Source organism: Sphingobium sp. TA15, from assembly GCF_037101235.1.
Classification (GTDB): Bacteria; Pseudomonadota; Alphaproteobacteria; order Sphingomonadales; family Sphingomonadaceae; genus Sphingobium; species Sphingobium indicum.
This window is the reverse complement of sequence record NZ_AP025355.1, coordinates 1278163-1296343: the sequence shown is the minus strand read 5'-3', so window position 1 is coordinate 1296343 and position 18181 is coordinate 1278163. Positions and strand designations below refer to the sequence as shown.

Here is an 18181-nt window from a genome sequence, read left to right as displayed (position 1 = left end):
TGAGAAACATGGTTGCCTGCAAGGACGGGGGTTCGGCTGTGTATCTCCGTCGAAGCTCCCCGAGGCACCAATCCCTCCGACTGACTGATCCCCTAAGTCCGTTCGGTTTCCGACCGCAACCCCCGCGGTTTCGGACCGAGTTGGCGCTAAGCGCCTGCCCGCACCACTCCGACCTTGGGGGTCGAGCTGACGCCGAAGCGTCAGTGCAGGCGTCTCCCGACGGCCTTGGCCGGGTCTCGTCGGAGGGATGGTCCCTCCGAGAAGCAACGGAGACCTGCAATGCAGAACATCGTCATTCTCGCCGGCAACATCGGTCAGGCCCCTGAAACCCGCACCACGAACGGCGGCACCGGCATCACCCACTTCACCCTGGCGACCTCGCGCCCCCGCTACTCGGAAGGCCGGGTCGTGCGGAACGAAAACGGCCACCGGGTCCAAGATACGGAATGGCACCGGATCACCGCCTTCAACGGCCTCGGCAAGACGATCCAGCAGTATTGCGAGAAGGGGATGAAGGTTCTGGTTCGCGGCCGCATCCACTACACGAAATGGACCGACCAGCAGGGCAATGACCGCTACGGTTGCGAGATCATCGCCGAGACCGTGGACTTCCTGAGCCGGGCGAAGCAGACCGAAAACGACGACGGCAAGTTCGTCGAAGACGAAGAGATCCCGTTCTGAGCGGGAGATCGAAGGCCCGGCGGTTCCGGCCGCCGGGTTTTCTCATGTTCGCAGACAGAGCTTCGCACACCGCGCCTATTCGATATTGCCGGAGGCTCCCTCAAATTCAGGACATGGCAGGCCGCAATCTGTCCGTCCCTCATGTTCACGGCTGGCATCGCGGCGGCTTTCCACAGCACCAGGGGGGAGATGAGACCAACTGCGTGGCAGCAGACTTCCGCGCGAGGCATGGCAACGGATTTCGGCTTCGGAGATCCGGGCACCACCCCGCTCTTGGAGGCTCATCCTTGGTTTCAATCCCGACCTTCCACGATCAACCCATAAAGGGTCGGACTATGCGGAGCATGCCGCCGCGCGAGGCTGCGCCTGCGCGGTGATCGCGGTCGAGACCGAAACACATCTGCGCCTGTCGAGCGGGGAGTGGTCCCCGCCTCCAAACAGGAGCCGGAAAATGTCCCTTGCAGATGCTCACGCTTTCGCTTTCAGCCTTGCCGCCACCCTGATGGTTTCGATCGTCATCTTCCGCGCCGGGGACGGCACCATCAGCGTGATGCTTGCCACCGAATATGATGGCGATACTTCGCAGATCGTCCACGAGGTCGATCCCTTCGCCCCATAACGGGGTGAAGGCCGCCATCGGCAGGTACCCCCGATGCGACTCGCAACCTTCCATTTGCGCTCTGCCCTCCCGCCAATGGCCTGTTGTGGCTGGCCAATTGATGTAAGAACGACTATTATAGTCGTAGTTTTGGCGTTCACGTAGGTCCGTGTGGGAGCTGGTCATGGATGATCACCGCCCGACAATCGCGGGCCGCGCGCGCCTTGCTGGCTTGGACACAGGAGACGCTCGCAGACAAGGCCCGAGTATCATTGACTGCGCTTAAGCGCCTCGAATCAGAAAATGGCTTCGAGGTGTATGAGTCTACGCGCGATCAGGTCCGCCGGGTGCTTGAAGCTGCGGGTATCGTTCTGCTGTCCACGGATAAGGGCGAAGGCGTGCTGCTGCTACATGAGCGGTCTCATCCATCGAGACGATAGTAACCATATGGCGCGGCCCGCCTGACCCGACTATTTTCGTTCCCGTCATGCCATTGTGTCGTGCTGGTGATCGAAATAGTTAACAGGAGGTATAAGGTGCCGAAATGGGACAAATGACCCCACAGTTTCTGGATGAACCGCCGTTAGGCCAGACGCTCACGCCCTATGATCGCGAACATATGGTCCTTTATCTGCGGTTGCTCGACTCTGCGCGTGATGGCGCGGACTGGCGGGAGGCTGTCCAGATTCTATTCGGCCTCGACCCTCGCAACGATCCCGCGCGATGCCAGCATATCCATGAGACCCACCTGGCGCGCGCGCGCTGGATGACACAGCAGGGCTATCGCGAACTGGTTCGGGAGAGTCAGCGCTCCTGACCTCCGTGATGCCGCAAGGGCATCACCTGTTGCCCGGAGCCGGTCTTCCGAAAAGCAACCTAACCGGGAATTCTCGATCCTCCGCAAGTCTTTGCAACAAGGCGACGGAGGAGAGCGTGACGCCCGATTCATCCCAGTGGCGCTTCTCGGCAAGCTATGACCATGTCGAGGATCTGACCGCATCCAGCCTGGCCTGGGAATGGCTTCGCCGCAACGAAGCCTATGACAAGGACTTCGAGGCGGTGACTCAAAATATTGCCGACCCGACACCGCTGGCGGACATGATCCAGCAGCGCTGGGGGTTACGATTTCCCGGTGGACCCGCTCCAGGCTCCCGCAACAGCGCCGGTCTTCTGGCTGCCCCAAGAAGATACGAGCGTTGTCATTCTGGCATCCGCGCCCGATGTTCTGGCCAGGGAAACTGACAACAGCCGAGGCGTTTCAGAAGTCAGGTCAGATTCTGATGGGCAAGACGCCCACAGCCTTCATGACCTCGGCAATTCCCAGAAAATCCAAATTCTACGCATTGACGCAGCTGCGGGTGACGTTCCGCTCGCCGCCATTGTGCCGCTCGGCATTGCCGGCTTTGATCGCCTGGAGGCGGTCGGCCGTCTCCTCGCCGCACTGCATGACCGGGCCATTCCGCCGGACACACGCCTGACCCGTCAGCAACGGGCGCGAGCGCGCCGTATGCTGCAAGCCATTGACGGTGCGCGCGACGGCGCTACCCAACTAGAAATTGCGCAGGTCATCTTCCGCATCGGCCGCGTCACACGAGACGAGTGGCAGGTCTCGTCGGTTCGCCACACCGTCATGTCCCTCTTGCGCGATGCCCGCGCCATGATCGCCGGGGACTATCGCAAACTCCTCCGCCATCGCCGTTCTCGCTGACCCGTCCCTCTTGGTGATGGTGTGGGATTTTGGCGCCCCCCAACTTCGCACGGCAACTCGCAGGCTCCCCTTCGCCATCGTGGCCCTCGTCCGCCGCTGACCAGCAGCGGTCGCCCGCAACCCCACGAAAGGCCGATCCATGCGACCCGATCTTGCCGTTTTGCCGCCGCGCTTCCTGCGCACCAAGGAAGCCGCCGAGTTTCTAAGCCTTTCCGCACGCACACTGGAGAAACACCGCACTTACGGAACCGGCCCTGCCTATCGCAAGCTCGGTGGGCGTGTCGTCTATGCGGTGGACGACCTCGAAGCCTGGGCCGCGCGCGGCGCCGTCACCTCGACCTCCGATCCGCGCGGCGCCGTCCTGCCGGCCAAACGGCAGACACTGCCCGCCGTGCCGCAACCCGGCCGCCACGCGCGCTGATCGCGGGCGGCTTCCAAATGGCGGCGCGGCATCGGTCCCCTTCAGAGCGCGGACAACTCGATCTGTTCCGGGCGCTCCCCGGCGATTTCGCGCCAAGAGACGCGCAGGATCTCATGGCCTATCCGTTCTTCTCCCTCTCCAAATCCCATCGCATCGCGCCGATCGATTTCGTCTCCGGCAATGTGACGATCCGCGTCGAAGCCGTGCCGGATCACGGCATGGCGACCATATGGGACGCCGACATCCTGATCTGGGCGGCGAGCCAGATCGTCGAGGCGCGCGACACAGGACTCCTCACGTCCCGTCTCATGGTCGCCACGCCCTATGAAATCCTGAAGTTCATCGGTCGCGGCACCAGCATGCGCGACTACCAGCGCCTGAAAGCCGCGCTCGACCGCCTCCAGTCCACGACCGTCGCAACATCGATCCGCCAGCCGGCCGAGGGCCGGCGACACCGCTTTTCATGGATCAACGAGTGGAAGGAGCGCACCGACCGGAACGGCAAGCCCGACGGCATCGAGATGATCGTGCCCGACTGGTTTTACAGGGCGGTCCTCGACAACGCGCTCGTGCTGACCATCGACCGCGCCTATTTCGATCTCACAGGCGGGCTCGATCGGTGGCTTTACCGTCTCGTGCGCAAGCACGGCGGTCGTCAGCGCAATGGCTGGCGGTTCGACTTCCGCCATCTGCATCAGAAATCAGGCAGCCTGTCGCCGTTCAAGCGCTTCGCTTTTGAACTCCGCGACATCATCCGCCGTCAGCCCCTGCCTGGCTATACGCTCTTCCTCGAGGTCGAAATCGGCGGGCGGACGCTGCTTGCTTTCGAGCCAACGCCGCCCTGTGGACAAGCTGTGGATGGCGTCGTGCCATCGGGAACCGTCAAGCGCGTGCCATCAGGAACCGGCCCCTCGTGCCATCGGGAACCGAAACACGGTCTAACCCACGGTGCCAAAACAAGAATTCGCGCCCTTAACTTAGAGTCTAACCAAGAATCTAACTTTGAAGAGCGCGCGCGCGAGGTGGAGAACCTCATTCGAGGGGCGGCCGATGCCCTCAGTGTCTCATCGAAAACGCACCGGCGTCGTCCGGCTTTCGGCACCGCGAATGCCTCGAAGCGGGCGGCATCCGATACTCCAAAACTTCCTTTCGACGACAGTTCGGGAGGTGCGCGATGATCGTGGCGCTCCTCAATCAGAAGGGCGGCGTGGGCAAGACGACGCTGGCGCTGAATCTCGCCGGAGAATGGGCGCGGCGGGGACGGCGCGTCACCCTGATCGACGCTGACCCGCAAGGTTCCGCACTGGACTGGTCGCAGCAACGCAGCCGCGAAGGCTTTGCCCGCGCGTTCGGTGTCGTCGGCCTGGCTCGCGACACGCTCCACCGGGAAGCTCCCGAACTGGCCCGCGACGCCGATCATATCGTCATCGACGGCCCGCCGCGCGTCGCCAGCCTCATGCGCTCGGCGCTGCTCGCCGCCGACCTGGTGCTGATCCCCGTACAGCCTTCGCCGTTCGACGGCTGGGCTTCGGCCGAGATGCTGGCGCTCCTTGCCGAGGCGCGCATCTACCGGCCGGAATTGGCCGCACGCTTCGTGCTGAACCGCTGCGGCGCGCGCACCGTGCTCGCTCGCGAGACAGCCGAGACGCTGGCGGAGCACGATCCGCCGGTACTCGGCGCCACCATCGGCCAGCGGGTCGCATTCGCGGTTGCCGCACAGTCAGGCCGGCTGGTGTCCGAGCTGAACGACGACACACCCGCCGCCCGCGAGATCGCGGCGCTGACGGATGAGATTGACGCTCTCGGCTTCGGGGAAACGCGCCGATGAGCGAGCACCCGACCCGCAAGAGTTTCGCTGCCCGTCCAGCCGATCCCGAACGCTGGATCAAGGCCGCCAATAGCCCGTCGCGCGAAGGCGATGCCGCCGGCTTCACCGCGCGGCTCACGATCGACGTGACGCCCGACCAGCGCGCCCGCATCAAGATTGCAGCCTTCCGGCGCGGGCAGACCGTCGCCGACATGCTGCGCGACCTGCTTGCGCGCGAATTTCCCCCGAGCACCGAAGGAGACCAGTCATGACCAGCGCCGCAGTTCACCGCGCGCGCGGCCCTGTGCCGCTCGCACAACAGACCGACAACCTCACGCATGTCGAGTTGACGCACATCGAGAAGCGGATCGAGAACTGGATCAGGTTCGGTCGCGAAGCCCACGAACAGATGCTCGATCGCCGGCGGCGGGTCTTGTCCTATCGTCCGGACAGCGTCTTCGCCTTCGTCCGCTGGGCGGCGAATGATTTCGGCACGATCATCTCGTGCATCGACATCGTGCGCGCCGTCAAGCCAGGTCAATCTTACCAGACGCTGCCTTTCGTGCGTCCCGGCGGCGACATCCTTCTCAAGGTCGAAGGCTGGCCGAAGGTGGAGCAGGTGCTTCGCCACATCGACGCGGTGGAGGCCGCCGGTATCGACGCCTGCGACACCGCTCCCGATCACTGGCGGCATGTCGCCAACCGGATGAGCGTCGGCCACGAGCCTCGTGCGTACACGATGGAGCGCCATCAGGCGTGGCTCAAGCGGCGGGAGATCGAGCAATGACCCGCTTCGGCTACGTCATGGCGACGTATCTCTCGGTGATGGGCGTCGCCATCGCCTCGTTCATTCCGACACCGCTGCGTCTTGTCTGGAACGCCTCGGCCAGTGTGCCGATCGGCCTCTACGACATCGATCCGCCGCGTGCTCTCCATGAAGGAGATCTGGTCGCCGTCATGCCGGACAAGCCGCTCGCCGATTTCATGGTCGAGCGCGGCTATATCGGTCGCGGCGTGCCACTGATGAAGCGTGTGGCCGCACTTCCGGGACAGGAAGTTTGCCGTAAGGGCAACGCCGTGACCGTAGATGCCGTGCCGCTCGGCGACGCGCTCGACCATGACAAACGAGGCCGTCCGCTGCCGGTCTGGCAGGGCTGCCAGCGCATCGGCGCCGGCCAGGTCTTTCTCATGAATCCGTCCGTGCCGGACAGTTTGGATGGCCGCTATTTCGGCCCAATCCCGGTGCGCGCCGTCATTGGCAGGGCGACGCCGCTTTACACCGACGAAGCCGACGACGGCCGCTTCGTCTGGCGAGCCGCCACGCGCTGACCGCATCCCCATCGGCGGGAGCGGTGCTCGCCGATGGGGTTCCCAACGCCACCGCCAAGGAAACCACCATGCCACAGATCGGTACGTTCATCCGCGACGAAAGCGGCTTCATCGGGCACCTGACGACCCTGAAACTGAACCAGGACATTATCATCGTCGGCGCCGAACCGTCCGACGCCGACAACGCCCCTGACTATCGCGTCCACCTCTTCGACGCGATCAACAATGAAACCGCCGCCGAAATCGGCGCCGGATGGAAACACACCGGCGAGAAGGCCGGCGAATACATCGCGATCCTGTTCGACGACCCGAGCTTCTCGCACTCGATCCGCGCCAACCTGTTCCGCGATGACGATACCGGAAAGGACTGGTCGCTGCACTGGAGCCGCCCGGCCAAGCGCGACGGGAAGGACTGATCCGATGCGCAGAACCGTTCTCCTCCTCCTTTCCGGCCTGTCCTTCGCCGCGCTCGCGCCGGTCTGCGTCCTTGCACAGCCAGCGCCGATCACACGGTCGTCGCCGGGTGCGCCCTATGCAGACCATATCGCCGAGGCGGCGCGGCGCTTCGAGTTGCCGGCGGCATGGATCAGGGCGGTTCTGCGCGCCGAAAGTGCCGGCGATGCACGCGCGATCTCACCCAAAGGTGCGATGGGGTTGATGCAGATCATGCCCAGCACATGGGTGCTCCTGCGCGTTCGCTTGTCGCTGGGCAGCGACCCTTACGATCCGCATGACAACATCATCGCGGGCGCGGCTTATATGCGCGAGCTGTTCGATCGCTATGGATCTCCCGGCTGGATCGCGGCCTACAATGCCGGTCCCGGCCGCTACGAAGCATCGCTGAAGGGCCGTCCGCTACCGTCTGAAACGCGCGCCTATGTCGCGACAGTGGCGCCCGCGATCGACAGCGGTGACGTCGCAAACCCCGTCTTGGTTGCGGTGGCCGATCCACTGGCATGGACCCGCGCGCCGCTGTTCATCGCGCAGGCCGACCGCAAACCGGCTACCGATCCCGTGACCTCGAGGCCCGCGCCGGACGATGCGATCTCGGCGCCGATGGTGCGCGATGTTTCCGCCATCGTGCCGCAGTCGGGTGGCCTCTTCGTCGCCCGTGCCGGTGAAGGGACCATGCGATGAGCGCGCAGGTTCCTGATCGCACGATAGCGGGCACTGGCGCAGTTTGGAGTGCTGGCAGGTGGGGAACAAGCAACACGACCGATCGAGGGCAGGATAAAAGCGCGCACATTGTGCGTCGGTCGGTCGGTTGTTTTTACTGGGTTTTTTGGCGATTTTCTCACATTGCGCTCTTCAGCGGCAATGTGCTCCGGGGGCTCAAGCCTCTGTATCGCAAAGACCTTTCGCACATTGCAAGGGCGCGTCATGAGCGATGAGCGCGACTTCCGCGTCCGACCGGGCCGCATCCGATCCTCCAGCGCACAGCGCGCCAGGCCGTTCATCGCCCAGGCCCTGGCGGCCGCGAAGAAGGCGGGTGGGGGCGTATCGCGCTCAGGCCGGGTCGTGCCCGGAAACCGCTCGCGCTTCGGGCACGGCCAGCGCGCCAGTATTCAGGCGAACCGCTTCATCACCTCGCGCTCTCGCGGCGCCGTCATCAAGGCTCGTGTCGTTCGCCACACAGCGCGGGTTGCGCCGCTCGGCACCCACCTGAGTTATCTGCGCCGCGAGGGCGTGACCCGTGACGGAGAAAAGGCCCTGCTGTTCGGGCCGGAGACCGAGAATGCGGACGCCGGCGCTTTCGCCGAACGGTGCAGCGATGATCGACATCATTTCCGCTTCATCGTCTCGCCCGACGACGCCCTGGAGATGGCGGACCTCAAATCCTTCACCCGAGATCTCGCCGCGCAGATGGAGAAGGATCTCGGCACCCGGCTCGATTGGGTCGCCGTCGATCATTGGAACACCGAACACCCGCATATCCATCTGATCGTGCGCGGTGTGCGCGACGACGGCCAGGATCTCGTCATCGCGCGGGACTACATCAAGGAAGGCATGCGCGATCGGGCGCGCGACCTCATCACCCAGGAGCTGGGGCCGCGCACCGATCTCGACATTCGCCGCACGCTTGAGCGCCAGATCGGGGCCGAGCGCTGGACCCAGCTCGATCGCCAGCTTGTCCGTGACGGACATGAGACCGGCGTCGTCGATCTCGCGCCGCGCGCCGGCGGACAGCCCGACGAATTCCACGTCCTGAAGGTCGGACGCCTGCGCAAACTCGAATCCCTCGGCGTCGCGAACCCGGTCGGCAATGCGCAATGGGCCATCAAGCCCGAAGCCGAGGCGACGCTGCGCGAATTGGGTGAACGCGGCGACATCATCAAACGCATGCACAAGGCTCTGACCGACCGCGGCATCGAGCGCGGCTCGGCAAACTATGTGCTGGCGAGCGAAGGCCTCGACCTGCCCGTCGTCGGGCGGCTGGTCGAACGCGGCCTCGATGATGAGTTGAACGGGACAGCCTATGCCGTGGTCGATGGTGTTGATGGGCGCACCCACCACATCAAACTGCCGGACCTTGATGCGGCCGGGGACAGCACGCCAGGGTCGATCGTCGAACTGCGCCGGTTCGATGATGCCCGCGGGCAGCGCCGGATTGCACTGGCCGTGCGATCCGATCTCGACATCGAGCGGCAGATCACGGCGCCAGGTGCGACCTGGCTCGATCGGCAGAACATTGCTCGGGAGCCAGCCGCGCTGTCGGATAGCGGCTTCGGCGCTGAGGTGCGGCAGGCCATGGATGCCCGTGCGGGGCATCTGGTCGAACAGGGTTTCGCTGAGCGGCACGGCCAGCGCATCACCTTCACTCGCAATCTGATCGACACGCTGCGCCGCCGCGAACTGGAGGCGCTGGGCGAAAAGCTCGCGGCCGACACCGGGCAGGCGTTCAACCGCGCGGGCGGCGGCGAATATGTCGCTGGCGCCTATCGCCAGCGGCTCACGCTCGCCTCGGGCCGCTTCGCCATGATCGAGGTGATGAGCGGAGACGGTGGCCTCGGCTTCCAGCTCGTGCCCTGGACGCCCGCTCTTGAAAAGCATCTCGGTCGGCATGTCTCCGGCGTCGTTCGCGGTGACGGCGGCATTGACTGGAGTTTCGGCCGCAACCGCGGTCTCGGCCTTTGACCATTTACAGAAAGACCCATTGCCATGCCCGCAACGAAAATTCTTTGGGGTCAGATCCTCGCCGTCCTCTCGATCATCCTCGTCTGCGTCTGGGGCGCAACCGAGTGGGTCGCATGGCGTCTCGCATTCCAGCCGGAGCTTGGGCAGCCTTGGTTTCGGCTGTTCGGCTTTCCCTTTTATCTGCCGCCCGCCTTTTTCTGGTGGTGGTATGGCTATGACGCCTATGCGCCGTCGATCTTCGTGGAGGGCGCCTATATCGCCGCGTCTGGCGGCTTTATCTCCGTGGCGGTCGCCATTGGAATGTCGGTCTGGCGCGCGCGCGAGGCGAAAAAAGTCGAAACCTACGGCTCGGCGCGTTGGGCCGAACGACAGGAGGTGCAGGCCGCCGAGCTTCTTGGCGCCGATGGCGTCGTGCTTGGCCGCTACGATCATGACTATCTTCGCCACGACGGGCCGGAGCATGTGCTCTGCTTCGCCCCGACCAGGAGCGGCAAAGGTGTGGGTCTGGTCGTGCCGTCGCTGCTCACCTGGCCGGGCTCGGCGATCGTCCACGACATCAAGGGCGAGAACTGGCAGCTCACGGCCGGCTTCCGCGCTCAGCATGGCCGCGTGCTGCTGTTCGATCCGACCAATGCCAAGTCGGCGGCCTATAATCCACTGCTCGAGGTTCGCCGCGGCGAGTGGGAGGTGCGCGACGTCCAGAACATCGCCGACATCCTGGTCGATCCGGAAGGCAGCCTCGAAAAGCGAAACCACTGGGAGAAAACCAGCCACGCCCTTCTGGTCGGCGCGATCCTCCATGTCCTTTATGCCGAGGCGGACAAGACGCTCGCCGGCGTCGCCGCCTTCCTGTCCGACCCGAAGCGACCGATCGAGTCAACGCTTGCCGCGATGATGAAGACGGCCCACCTCGGCGAGGCCGGGGCGCATCCCGTCATCGCCAGCGCCGCGCGCGAGCTGCTGAACAAATCCGACAACGAACGGTCGGGCGTGCTTTCCACCGCCATGTCCTTCCTCGGCCTCTACCGCGATCCGGTGGTGGCCGAAGTGACCCGGCGCTGCGATTGGCGGATCACCGACATCGTGACGGCCAGGCATCCGACGACGCTTTACCTTGTGGTGCCGCCCTCCGACATCAATCGCACCAAGCCGCTGATCCGCCTGATCCTCAATCAGGTCGGACGGCGTCTGACCGAAGACCTCCAGGCCAAAGCCGGACGCCATCGGTTGCTCCTCATGCTCGATGAGTTCCCGGCGCTCGGTCGTCTCGACTTCTTCGAGTCAGCCTTGGCCTTCATGGCGGGATATGGCTTGAAGAGCTTTCTGATCGCGCAGTCGCTGAACCAGATCGAGAAAGCCTATGGTGCCAACAACTCGATCCTCGACAACTGCCATGTGCGCGTCAGCTTCGCCACCAACGACGAACGCACCGCCAAGCGTGTGTCCGACGCTCTCGGCACGGCGACCGAGATGAAGGCGATGAAGAACTATGCCGGCCACCGGCTGTCGCCCTGGCTCGGGCATTTGATGGTGTCGCGCTCGGAAACCGCTCGGCCATTGCTTACTCCGGGCGAGATCATGCAGCTTCCGCCCACCGACGAGATCGTCATGGTGGCCGGTACGCCGCCGATCCGGGCCAAGAAGGCCCGCTACTATGAGGATGCCCGATTCAAGGAGCGCATCCTGCCGCCACCGGCGCTGGTCGCGCCGAAGCAAGCACGGCCTGACCACTGGACAGTCTTGCCACTGCCGCCACGGCCCCAACTCGTGGAGGCGAAGCCTGCGCCTGAGAGTCAGGGCGATGACCCGACCGAATCCGAGCGCCGCCAGCAACCCGAACTCAACCGGGTGAAGCCGGTTGAGAAAAAGGCGCCTATCGAAAACGAGTTCGAGATCGATGCTGATCGCGACGACGACATGGAGGACGCCGCTGCGCTCAACAGGCGCATGACCGGGATCATGCAGGGCGTGGCGCGGCAGGTCTCGCTCGATCCGAACGACGGCATGGAGCTGTGACGGCCATGGCGGATCACAATAAGGGTCTCCGCAAGAAAAAGGCGCAGATCTCTGTCTATCTCGACCCCGACATTCTGGCGATGCTGGCCGATCATGCCGCGCGAAGAGATCAGCCGCAGTCCATGATCGCGGAGGCCGCCATCGCCTCCTTTCTGTCGCCTGACGCAGCCGAGCGCCAGGAAGCGGTGCTGGCGAAGCGCCTCGATCAGCTCGACCGGCGCATGACCCGACTGGAACGTGATGTCGGCATCGCCGTCGAGAGCCTGGCGGTGTTCATCCGCTTCTGGCTTGCGACCACGCCTGCCTTGCCCGAGCCTGCCGCGCAGGCCGCCCGCGCCAAGGCCGGCGAGCGCTACGACGCCTTCGTCACGGCGCTCGGACGGCGGTTGGCGAAGGGGCCGAAGCTGAGACAGGAGCTATCCGAAGACGTGGGCGCACAATCGACGCAAGCCGATGTCAGTATGGCGGATCGAGCACAGCGTTCGGGAGCGGGTCCACATGACCCCAAAATCGAGTGACAGCACGCGCGTAGCGCCGCAAATCATCGAGCCGAATCCGAAGCTCATCGCTCACCGGCACCGGACCGGGCGCGAGATCATAATAGTCCAGAGACGGGTTGTCCCAAAGTCGCGGCGCGTGTGCCTTCAGTTCATCGCATGATCGACCGTCTCCGTGACGAACCACGTTTGCCACCAGATGCAGTTCATTGAGGTCATCGTCGATTGCCATGGCCGCAAGATCGAGCGAGGCGATCTGCGCGCAGCCCTTGAGCAACTTCTCCCAGCCTTTTGCCGTCACGCCGTGCCCGCTCGCCCATCGGCTAAGCTGACGCTCGAACATGCCGTCAAACGTGAGCGCGAAAGCCTTCGCGGCTTCGTTGGCCGTGTAGTTGTCGACCTGAGCAGCGCAGCGATCCAGGAACTCGTTCATGGTGCTCGCTTCCCCGACGAGCAGCGTGCCGTGCGTCGGGAGCTGGTCGAGCGCCCCCAGGATCACGCGCTGATAAAAGCGGTCGGCGTTTGCCTGGAAAACTCGCGGGAGTTGGTCAGTCGTGTTCATGTCTCAAGCATAGCGCTGATCGGATCAGAAGCCGAACGCCAATGCTGTTACCGCCGTTCTCCTGTATTTGCACGCTGCACTACTACGCCTCTGATTTCTTGTTGAATCGGCCCAACTTCTGGCTCTTTTAATCATCCCCGTCCGGGGACCGTCTGATGTCTCCCCGGCGAGATCGGGGATCAGATGGCCGCTTCACATCACAATTCGGAAGGTCTGGCACGGGGCGCGCGGATGCTGCGCACTGCGCTCGGTCCTGCCATCGGCCGGTTTCTGGAAGACCCGTCCGTCGTCGAGGTGATGCTGAACCCGGACGGGCGCATCTGGATCGACCGGCTCTCCGAAGGACTGTCCGACACGGGCGAATATATGTCGCCGGCGGATGGCGAGCGCATCGTGCGCCTCGTCGCACACCATGTTGGCGCAGAAGTCCATGCCGGGGCGCCTCGTGTCTCGGCCGAGCTGCCCGAGACGGGAGAACGCTTCGAGGGACTTCTGCCGCCCGTGGTGATGGCGCCGACCTTCGCGATCCGCAAACCCGCCGTCGCGGTGTTCTCGCTCGACGACTATGTTCGGGCCGGGATCATGTCCGCCGGGCAGGCCGACGCGCTGCGCCAAGGCGTCGCTTCGCGCGCCAACATTCTTGTCGCGGGCGGCACTTCCACCGGCAAGACGACGCTGACCAACGCGCTGCTCGCCGAGGTGGCAAAGACCGCCGATCGCGTCGTCATCATCGAGGATACGCGCGAACTGCAATGCGCCGCGCCCAACCTCGTTGCGATGCGCACCAAGGATGGCGTCGCCTCGCTCTCCGATCTCGTCCGCTCCTCGTTGCGCTTGCGTCCTGATCGCATCCCCATCGGCGAGGTGCGCGGCGCGGAGGCGCTGGACCTTCTGAAAGCATGGGGCACCGGACATCCTGGCGGCGTCGGCACAATCCACGCCGGCAGCGCCATCGGCGCGCTGCGGCGCATGGAACAACTCATCCAGGAAGCAGTCGTCACCGTTCCGCGCGTCTTGATCGCCGAGACGATCGACCTCGTGGCCGTCCTTTCCGGCCGCGGTTCCGCGCGCCGGCTCACCGAACTCGCCCGTGTCGAGGGCCTCGGCCCGGACGGCGATTACCGCGTCGCACACGCCGCCATTTTCCCCCAGCCCGAAGAAGGAGCTTCCTCATGATGCCTGCCGTTCAACGCCTGCGCCTTGCGCGCCGCCGTCTCGCCATGACCGTTTCCATCGCCACGCTTTCCGTTGTGATGGCCGCGCCCGCCCATGCCTCCGGCTCATCGATGCCGTGGGAACAACCGCTCCAGCAAATCCTCCAGTCGATCGAAGGCCCGGTCGCCAAGATCATCGCCGTCATCATCATTATCACGACCGGCCTGACGCTGGCCTTTGGCGACACATCGGGCGGCTTCCGCCGCCTGATTCAGATCGTGTTCGGCCTGTCGATCGCTTTCGCCGCGTCGAGCTTCTTCCTGTCGTTCTTCTCGTTCGGCGGTGGGGCGCTGGTCTGATGGTGGGCGCTGTCGATCAGGGGAATGAGGTTCCGGGCTTCACCGTGCCGGTCCACCGGGCGCTGACCGAGCCGATCCTGCTCGGCGGCGCCCCGCGCGCCATCGCGATTCTGAACGGGACGCTGGCCGGTGCCGTGGGCCTCGGCTTGCGCCTTTGGCTGATCGGCATCGCCATTTGGGCGATTGGCCATTTCGCGGCGGTGTGGGCGGCCAAACGCGATCCGCTCTTCGTCGACGTCGTGCGTCGGCATCTGCGCGTCCCTGCGCATCTCACGGTTTGAGCGAGGACACGCCCATGATGAACCTTGCCGAATATCGCAACAAGAACAGCCGGCTCGCCGACTTCTTGCCCTGGGTCGCACTAGTCAGCGCGGGCGTCGTGCTCAACAAGGACGGCAGCTTCCAACGCACGGCCCGTTTCCGTGGCCCGGATCTCGACAGCGCTGTTCCGGCCGAACTGGTCGCCGTCGCCGGTCGCCTCAACAACGCCTTCCGTCGTCTCGGCTCCGGCTGGGCGATCTTCGTCGAAGCACAGCGCCATGCCGCCGCGACCTATCCGGCCAGCATTTTCCCCGACGCCGCATCGGCGCTGGTGGATGCCGAACGCAAGGCGGATTTCGAGGAAGCGGGCGCGCATTTCGAGTCGAGCTACTTCCTGACCTTCACCTATCTGCCGCCGGCCGAGGATGCCGCGCGCGCGGAAAGCTGGCTCTATGAGGGGCGGGAGAAGGTCGGACTTGATCCGCGCGAGACGCTGACCGGCTTTGCTGATCGCACCGACCGCATCCTCCGGCTGGTCGAAGCCTTCATGCCGGAATGCGCCTGGCTGTCGGACAGCGAAACGCTGACCTATCTGCACGGCTGCGTCTCGACCAAACGGCACCGCGTCCGCGTTCCTGAAACGCCCATATATCTCGATGCACTGCTGGCCGATCAGCCTCTCACCGGAGGGTTGGAACCACGATTGGGTGCGTCGCATCTGCGCGTCCTGACGATCACCGGTTTTCCAACCGCGACGACGCCAGGGTTGCTCGACGATCTGAATCGCCTGGCCTTTCCGTATCGCTGGTCAACGCGCGCGATCCTCCTCGACAAGACCGACGCGACAAAGCTGCTGACAAAGATCAGGCGGCAATGGTTCGCCAAGCGCAAGAGCGTCGCCGCGATCCTGAAGGAGGTGATGACCAACGAGGCATCCATCCTCGTGGATACGGATGCGTCGAACAAGGCGGCGGATGCGGACCTCGCGCTTCAGGAGTTGGGCGCCGATTATGCCGGGATCGCCTATGTCACCGCGACGGTGATGGTGTGGGACGCCGATCCGCGCACGGCCGACGAAAAGCTGCGACTGGTCGAGAAGACCATCCAGGGCCGCGATTTCACCGCGATGGCGGAGACCATCAACGCGGCCGATGCCTGGCTCGGCAGCCTGCCAGGTCACGTCTACGCCAATGTCCGGCAGCCCCCCATCAGCACATTGAATCTCGCCCACATGATTCCCCTATCCGCCGTGTGGGCGGGGCCGGAACGGGATGAGCACTTCGGGTCGCCCCCCTTGCTGTTCGGCAAGACCGAGGGAAGCACCCCGTTCCGGTTTTCTCTTCATGTCGGCGATGTCGGCCATACGCTGATCGTCGGCCCGACCGGCGCGGGCAAGTCCGTGCTGTTGGCGCTAATGGCGCTTCAGTTCCGGCGCTATCCCGGATCGCAAATCTTCGCTTTCGATTTCGGCGGCTCGATCCGCGCAGCCGCGCTCGCCATGCGCGGCGACTGGCATGATCTGGGCGGTGGACTGACGGAGGGCTCGGAAACGTCCGTCAGCCTTCAACCGCTCGCCCGCGTTGAGGCAACGGCCGAACGCGCCTGGGCGGCCGACTGGATCATCGCCATCCTTGCCCGCGAAGGCGTTGCCATCACGCCCGAGGTGAAGGAGCACATCTGGACAGCGCTGACATCCCTGGCCTCCGCTCCGGTTGAAGAGCGCACTATCACCGGCCTCTGTGTCCTGCTCCAATCTAATGACTTGAAGCAGGCGCTGCGCCCCTATTGCATCGGTGGTGCATGGGGGCGGTTGCTCGACGCCGAGAATGAACATCTCGGCACGGCGACGGTCCAGGCGTTCGAGACGGAGGGGCTGATCGGCACCGAGGCCGCGCCCGCCGTGCTCGCCTATCTCTTTCACCGGATCGAAGATCGACTCGACGGATCGCCCACGCTCATCATCGTCGATGAAGGCTGGCTCGCGCTGGACGATGAGGGGTTCGCCGGCCAGCTCCGCGAGTGGCTGAAGACGCTGCGCAAGAAGAACGCCTCCGTCATCTTCGCTACTCAATCGCTGTCGGACATCGACGGCAGCGCCATCGCGCCTGCCATCATCGAGAGCTGCCAGACCCGGCTCCTATTGCCGAACGAGCGAGCGATCGAGCCGCAGATCACAACCATCTATCGCCGCTTCGGTCTCAATGATCGCCAGATCGAGATCCTCGCGAGGGCCATGCCCAAGCGCGACTACTACTGCCAGTCCCGGCGCGGCAACCGGCTGTTCGAGTTAGGCCTGTCCGAGGTGGCGCTGGCGCTCTGCGCGGCCTCTTCCAAAGCCGACCAGGCCACTATCGCCCGCATCATCGCCGATCACGGGCCTGACAACTTCCTCGACGCCTGGTTACGCCAGCGCGGCGTGGGCTGGGCGGCCGATCTAACTGCCAACCTCACCAACCTGGAGAAACCCTCATGAAACTGCGCCGTACCCGCGCAGCGCGGCTCGCTGCCGCGCTGCTTATCGCTCCCATCGCCGTCGCTCCTATGCTGGCGACGCCCGCTTTCGCCCAGTTCGGCTTCGGCGGGATCGTCTTCGATCCCTCGAACTATGCGCAGAATGTGCTGACGGCGGCGCGATCGCTCCAGCAGATCACCAACCAGATCACTTCGCTTCAGAATCAGGCGCAGTCGCTGATCAATCAGGCCCGCAATCTGGCGAGTCTGCCATATTCGTCGCTGCAACAGCTTCAGCAGTCCGTTCAACGGACGCAGCAGCTGCTCCAACAGGCACAAAACATTGCCTATGACGTGCAGCAGATCGACCGGGCATTTCAGCAGAAATACTCGACCGCCTCGATGTCGGCCCCGGACCAGCAGCTCGTGGCTGACGCTCGCTCGCGCTGGCAGAACACGGTCGGCAGCCTTCAGGACGCCATGCGCGTGCAGGCCACCGTCGTCGGCAATATCGACACCAACCGCACGCAGATGTCGGCGCTGGTCGGCGCCAGCCAGTCGGCGACCGGCGCGCTTCAGGCAACGCAGGCCGGCAACCAGCTCCTCGCATTGCAGGCGCAGCAGCTTGCCGACCTCACAGCTGTCGTCGCCGCGAACGGCCGGGCGCAGGCCCTGTCCGACGCCGAGCGCGCTGCGGCCGCCGAACAGGGCCGCGAGCAGCGTCGCCGTTTCCTGACGCCGGGCACGGGCTACCAGCCGGGCAACGCCCGGATGTTCCCGAACAGCGGCAACTGAGGGGGCGACGCCAATGGACGGCAAGATGATTGCTCGGATCGGCGCCGTCGTCTTCGTCGGCATCGCCATCACCGCAACCGTGATCGAGTTCACGCGCAAGCCCGAGGAGCCACAGAGCCACGCGCTTGTTCGCGAGCGCGCCGATACCGGAGCGCTGCGTCAGCTCCTCAAGGACTGCCGCGACCAGGGCGAAGCGGCCACGCGCGATCCCGCCTGTCTCGATCTCTGGGCCGAGAACCGTGACCGCTTTCTCGGTCGGAGCGTTCAACCGCGGTCGGCAACGGCGCCGCAAGCGCCGACCACGCTGTTCCCCGCCGGAGATCCGACCCGCAAGGAAAGTGTGCCGGCGGCCGAGAAGCCCTCACCAGACTCACAGCCTGAACCGGCTCGGCCGGAGGTCCGCTGA

The 18181-nt window shown here is 64.6% G+C and carries 24 protein-coding genes; 23 read left to right on the top strand and 1 reads right to left on the bottom strand.

Annotated elements, in window-relative coordinates; genetic code table 11:
* Window positions 1-279 precede the first annotated feature (279 nt).
* The 17 genes from Sj15T_RS06585 to Sj15T_RS06505 all read left to right on the top strand — a co-directional run bounded on the left by Sj15T_RS06585 (window position 280) and on the right by Sj15T_RS06505 (window position 12213).
* The gene (locus tag Sj15T_RS06585) at window positions 280-681 is read left to right on the top strand and encodes a single-stranded DNA-binding protein (protein WP_013040315.1); all 402 of its coding nucleotides are present in this window, start codon (window positions 280-282) and stop codon (window positions 679-681) included.
* A 451-nt stretch (window positions 682-1132) separates the two neighbouring features.
* Window positions 1133-1300, top strand: a complete 168-nt coding sequence (locus Sj15T_RS06580; RefSeq protein ID WP_013040313.1) for a hypothetical protein — start codon at window positions 1133-1135, stop codon at window positions 1298-1300.
* 167 nt (window positions 1301-1467) lie between these two features.
* Window positions 1468-1719: an XRE family transcriptional regulator gene (locus Sj15T_RS06575; protein ID WP_013040312.1), complete on the top strand. Its 252-nt coding sequence runs from the start codon at window positions 1468-1470 to the stop codon at window positions 1717-1719.
* A gap of 113 nt (window positions 1720-1832) precedes the next feature.
* Entirely contained in the window at window positions 1833-2096 is a 264-nt protein-coding gene (locus Sj15T_RS06570) for a DUF2285 domain-containing protein (RefSeq protein ID WP_041386445.1), read from the top strand.
* An 8-nt stretch (window positions 2097-2104) separates the two neighbouring features.
* Window positions 2105-2521, top strand: a complete 417-nt coding sequence (locus Sj15T_RS06565; protein WP_253720643.1) for a DUF6499 domain-containing protein — start codon at window positions 2105-2107, stop codon at window positions 2519-2521.
* Window positions 2412-2987: a DUF2285 domain-containing protein gene (locus Sj15T_RS06560; RefSeq protein ID WP_253720642.1), complete on the top strand. Its 576-nt coding sequence runs from the start codon at window positions 2412-2414 to the stop codon at window positions 2985-2987. The genes Sj15T_RS06565 and Sj15T_RS06560 overlap by 110 nt, the downstream gene beginning before the upstream one ends.
* 139 nt (window positions 2988-3126) lie before the next feature.
* Window positions 3127-3408, top strand: a complete 282-nt coding sequence (locus Sj15T_RS06555; protein ID WP_013040308.1) for a helix-turn-helix domain-containing protein — start codon at window positions 3127-3129, stop codon at window positions 3406-3408.
* 17 nt (window positions 3409-3425) lie between these two features.
* The gene (locus Sj15T_RS06550) at window positions 3426-4586 is read left to right on the top strand and encodes a replication initiator protein A (RefSeq protein ID WP_013040307.1); all 1161 of its coding nucleotides are present in this window, start codon (window positions 3426-3428) and stop codon (window positions 4584-4586) included.
* Window positions 4583-5236: a ParA family partition ATPase gene (parA, locus tag Sj15T_RS06545; RefSeq protein WP_013040306.1), complete on the top strand. Its 654-nt coding sequence runs from the start codon at window positions 4583-4585 to the stop codon at window positions 5234-5236. Before Sj15T_RS06550 ends, parA begins: the two co-directional genes overlap by 4 nt.
* Window positions 5233-5487, top strand: a complete 255-nt coding sequence (locus Sj15T_RS06540) for a hypothetical protein (protein WP_013040305.1) — start codon at window positions 5233-5235, stop codon at window positions 5485-5487. Before parA ends, Sj15T_RS06540 begins: the two co-directional genes overlap by 4 nt.
* Window positions 5484-6002: a DUF2840 domain-containing protein gene (locus Sj15T_RS06535; protein WP_013040304.1), complete on the top strand. Its 519-nt coding sequence runs from the start codon at window positions 5484-5486 to the stop codon at window positions 6000-6002. Before Sj15T_RS06540 ends, Sj15T_RS06535 begins: the two co-directional genes overlap by 4 nt.
* Entirely contained in the window at window positions 5999-6544 is a 546-nt protein-coding gene (gene traF / locus Sj15T_RS06530) for a conjugative transfer signal peptidase TraF (protein ID WP_013040303.1), read from the top strand. The genes Sj15T_RS06535 and traF overlap by 4 nt, the downstream gene beginning before the upstream one ends.
* A gap of 68 nt (window positions 6545-6612) precedes the next feature.
* On the top strand, window positions 6613-6960 hold the full coding sequence (locus Sj15T_RS06525; RefSeq protein WP_041386441.1) for a DUF736 domain-containing protein: 348 nt from the start codon (window positions 6613-6615) through the stop codon (window positions 6958-6960).
* A gap of 4 nt (window positions 6961-6964) precedes the next feature.
* Window positions 6965-7681: a lytic transglycosylase domain-containing protein gene (locus Sj15T_RS06520; RefSeq protein WP_013040301.1), complete on the top strand. Its 717-nt coding sequence runs from the start codon at window positions 6965-6967 to the stop codon at window positions 7679-7681.
* A 243-nt stretch (window positions 7682-7924) separates the two neighbouring features.
* Window positions 7925-9679: a VirD2 family relaxase/mobilization nuclease gene (locus Sj15T_RS06515; RefSeq protein WP_013040300.1), complete on the top strand. Its 1755-nt coding sequence runs from the start codon at window positions 7925-7927 to the stop codon at window positions 9677-9679.
* Between the two features lie 24 nt (window positions 9680-9703).
* Window positions 9704-11695: a conjugal transfer protein TraG gene (locus tag Sj15T_RS06510; protein ID WP_013040299.1), complete on the top strand. Its 1992-nt coding sequence runs from the start codon at window positions 9704-9706 to the stop codon at window positions 11693-11695.
* A 5-nt stretch (window positions 11696-11700) separates the two neighbouring features.
* Window positions 11701-12213 (top strand): hypothetical protein, encoded by a 513-nt coding sequence (locus Sj15T_RS06505; RefSeq protein ID WP_041385925.1) that lies wholly within the window; start codon window positions 11701-11703, stop codon window positions 12211-12213.
* On the opposite strand, the gene Sj15T_RS06500 is transcribed toward Sj15T_RS06505, so the two are convergent.
* On the bottom strand, window positions 12152-12754 hold the full coding sequence (locus Sj15T_RS06500) for a hypothetical protein (protein WP_041385923.1): 603 nt from the start codon (window positions 12752-12754) through the stop codon (window positions 12152-12154). The genes Sj15T_RS06505 and Sj15T_RS06500 overlap by 62 nt on opposite strands.
* Window positions 12755-12937: 183 nt before the next feature.
* Between Sj15T_RS06500 and trbB the strand changes: the two genes are divergently transcribed.
* The 6 genes from trbB to trbK-alt are packed head-to-tail and all read left to right on the top strand — an operon-like array spanning window position 12938 to window position 18181.
* Complete coding sequence (trbB, locus tag Sj15T_RS06495; RefSeq protein WP_081440650.1) at window positions 12938-13930, top strand: P-type conjugative transfer ATPase TrbB; 993 nt, start codon at window positions 12938-12940, stop codon at window positions 13928-13930.
* A complete protein-coding gene (locus tag Sj15T_RS06490) occupies window positions 13927-14268 on the top strand; it encodes a TrbC/VirB2 family protein (RefSeq protein ID WP_013040295.1) in 342 nt (113 codons plus the stop codon). Before trbB ends, Sj15T_RS06490 begins: the two co-directional genes overlap by 4 nt.
* Window positions 14268-14549, top strand: a complete 282-nt coding sequence (locus tag Sj15T_RS06485) for a VirB3 family type IV secretion system protein (RefSeq protein WP_013040294.1) — start codon at window positions 14268-14270, stop codon at window positions 14547-14549. The genes Sj15T_RS06490 and Sj15T_RS06485 overlap by 1 nt, the downstream gene beginning before the upstream one ends.
* A 14-nt stretch (window positions 14550-14563) precedes the next feature.
* A complete protein-coding gene (trbE, locus tag Sj15T_RS06480) occupies window positions 14564-17002 on the top strand; it encodes a conjugal transfer protein TrbE (RefSeq protein WP_013040293.1) in 2439 nt (812 codons plus the stop codon).
* On the top strand, window positions 16999-17775 hold the full coding sequence (gene trbJ, locus Sj15T_RS06475) for a P-type conjugative transfer protein TrbJ (RefSeq protein ID WP_013040292.1): 777 nt from the start codon (window positions 16999-17001) through the stop codon (window positions 17773-17775). The genes trbE and trbJ overlap by 4 nt, the downstream gene beginning before the upstream one ends.
* Before the next feature lie 13 nt (window positions 17776-17788).
* Window positions 17789-18181 (top strand): putative entry exclusion protein TrbK-alt, encoded by a 393-nt coding sequence (gene trbK-alt / locus Sj15T_RS06470; protein ID WP_013040291.1) that lies wholly within the window; start codon window positions 17789-17791, stop codon window positions 18179-18181.

What these genes read in the sequence shown, in the direction of transcription:
- Sj15T_RS06585 (WP_013040315.1), top strand. Translation starts at nt 280, where the DNA reads ATGCAGAACATCGTCATTCTCGCCGGCAACATCGGTCAGGCCCCTGAA.
- Sj15T_RS06580 (WP_013040313.1), top strand. Translation starts at nt 1,133, where the DNA reads ATGTCCCTTGCAGATGCTCACGCTTTCGCTTTCAGCCTTGCCGCCACC.
- Sj15T_RS06575 (WP_013040312.1), top strand. Translation starts at nt 1,468, where the DNA reads ATGATCACCGCCCGACAATCGCGGGCCGCGCGCGCCTTGCTGGCTTGG.
- Sj15T_RS06570 (WP_041386445.1), top strand. Translation starts at nt 1,833, where the DNA reads ATGACCCCACAGTTTCTGGATGAACCGCCGTTAGGCCAGACGCTCACG.
- Sj15T_RS06565 (WP_253720643.1), top strand. Translation starts at nt 2,105, where the DNA reads ATGCCGCAAGGGCATCACCTGTTGCCCGGAGCCGGTCTTCCGAAAAGC.
- Sj15T_RS06555 (WP_013040308.1), top strand. Translation starts at nt 3,127, where the DNA reads ATGCGACCCGATCTTGCCGTTTTGCCGCCGCGCTTCCTGCGCACCAAG.
- Sj15T_RS06550 (WP_013040307.1), top strand. Translation starts at nt 3,426, where the DNA reads ATGGCGGCGCGGCATCGGTCCCCTTCAGAGCGCGGACAACTCGATCTG.
- parA (WP_013040306.1), top strand. Translation starts at nt 4,583, where the DNA reads ATGATCGTGGCGCTCCTCAATCAGAAGGGCGGCGTGGGCAAGACGACG.
- Sj15T_RS06540 (WP_013040305.1), top strand. Translation starts at nt 5,233, where the DNA reads ATGAGCGAGCACCCGACCCGCAAGAGTTTCGCTGCCCGTCCAGCCGAT.
- Sj15T_RS06535 (WP_013040304.1), top strand. Translation starts at nt 5,484, where the DNA reads ATGACCAGCGCCGCAGTTCACCGCGCGCGCGGCCCTGTGCCGCTCGCA.
- traF (WP_013040303.1), top strand. Translation starts at nt 5,999, where the DNA reads ATGACCCGCTTCGGCTACGTCATGGCGACGTATCTCTCGGTGATGGGC.
- Sj15T_RS06525 (WP_041386441.1), top strand. Translation starts at nt 6,613, where the DNA reads ATGCCACAGATCGGTACGTTCATCCGCGACGAAAGCGGCTTCATCGGG.
- Sj15T_RS06520 (WP_013040301.1), top strand. Translation starts at nt 6,965, where the DNA reads ATGCGCAGAACCGTTCTCCTCCTCCTTTCCGGCCTGTCCTTCGCCGCG.
- Sj15T_RS06515 (WP_013040300.1), top strand. Translation starts at nt 7,925, where the DNA reads ATGAGCGATGAGCGCGACTTCCGCGTCCGACCGGGCCGCATCCGATCC.
- Sj15T_RS06510 (WP_013040299.1), top strand. Translation starts at nt 9,704, where the DNA reads ATGCCCGCAACGAAAATTCTTTGGGGTCAGATCCTCGCCGTCCTCTCG.
- Sj15T_RS06505 (WP_041385925.1), top strand. Translation starts at nt 11,701, where the DNA reads ATGGCGGATCACAATAAGGGTCTCCGCAAGAAAAAGGCGCAGATCTCT.
- Sj15T_RS06500 (WP_041385923.1), bottom strand. Translation starts at nt 12,754, where the DNA reads ATGAACACGACTGACCAACTCCCGCGAGTTTTCCAGGCAAACGCCGAC.
- trbB (WP_081440650.1), top strand. Translation starts at nt 12,938, where the DNA reads ATGGCCGCTTCACATCACAATTCGGAAGGTCTGGCACGGGGCGCGCGG.
- Sj15T_RS06490 (WP_013040295.1), top strand. Translation starts at nt 13,927, where the DNA reads ATGATGCCTGCCGTTCAACGCCTGCGCCTTGCGCGCCGCCGTCTCGCC.
- Sj15T_RS06485 (WP_013040294.1), top strand. Translation starts at nt 14,268, where the DNA reads ATGGTGGGCGCTGTCGATCAGGGGAATGAGGTTCCGGGCTTCACCGTG.
- trbE (WP_013040293.1), top strand. Translation starts at nt 14,564, where the DNA reads ATGATGAACCTTGCCGAATATCGCAACAAGAACAGCCGGCTCGCCGAC.
- trbJ (WP_013040292.1), top strand. Translation starts at nt 16,999, where the DNA reads ATGAAACTGCGCCGTACCCGCGCAGCGCGGCTCGCTGCCGCGCTGCTT.
- trbK-alt (WP_013040291.1), top strand. Translation starts at nt 17,789, where the DNA reads ATGGACGGCAAGATGATTGCTCGGATCGGCGCCGTCGTCTTCGTCGGC.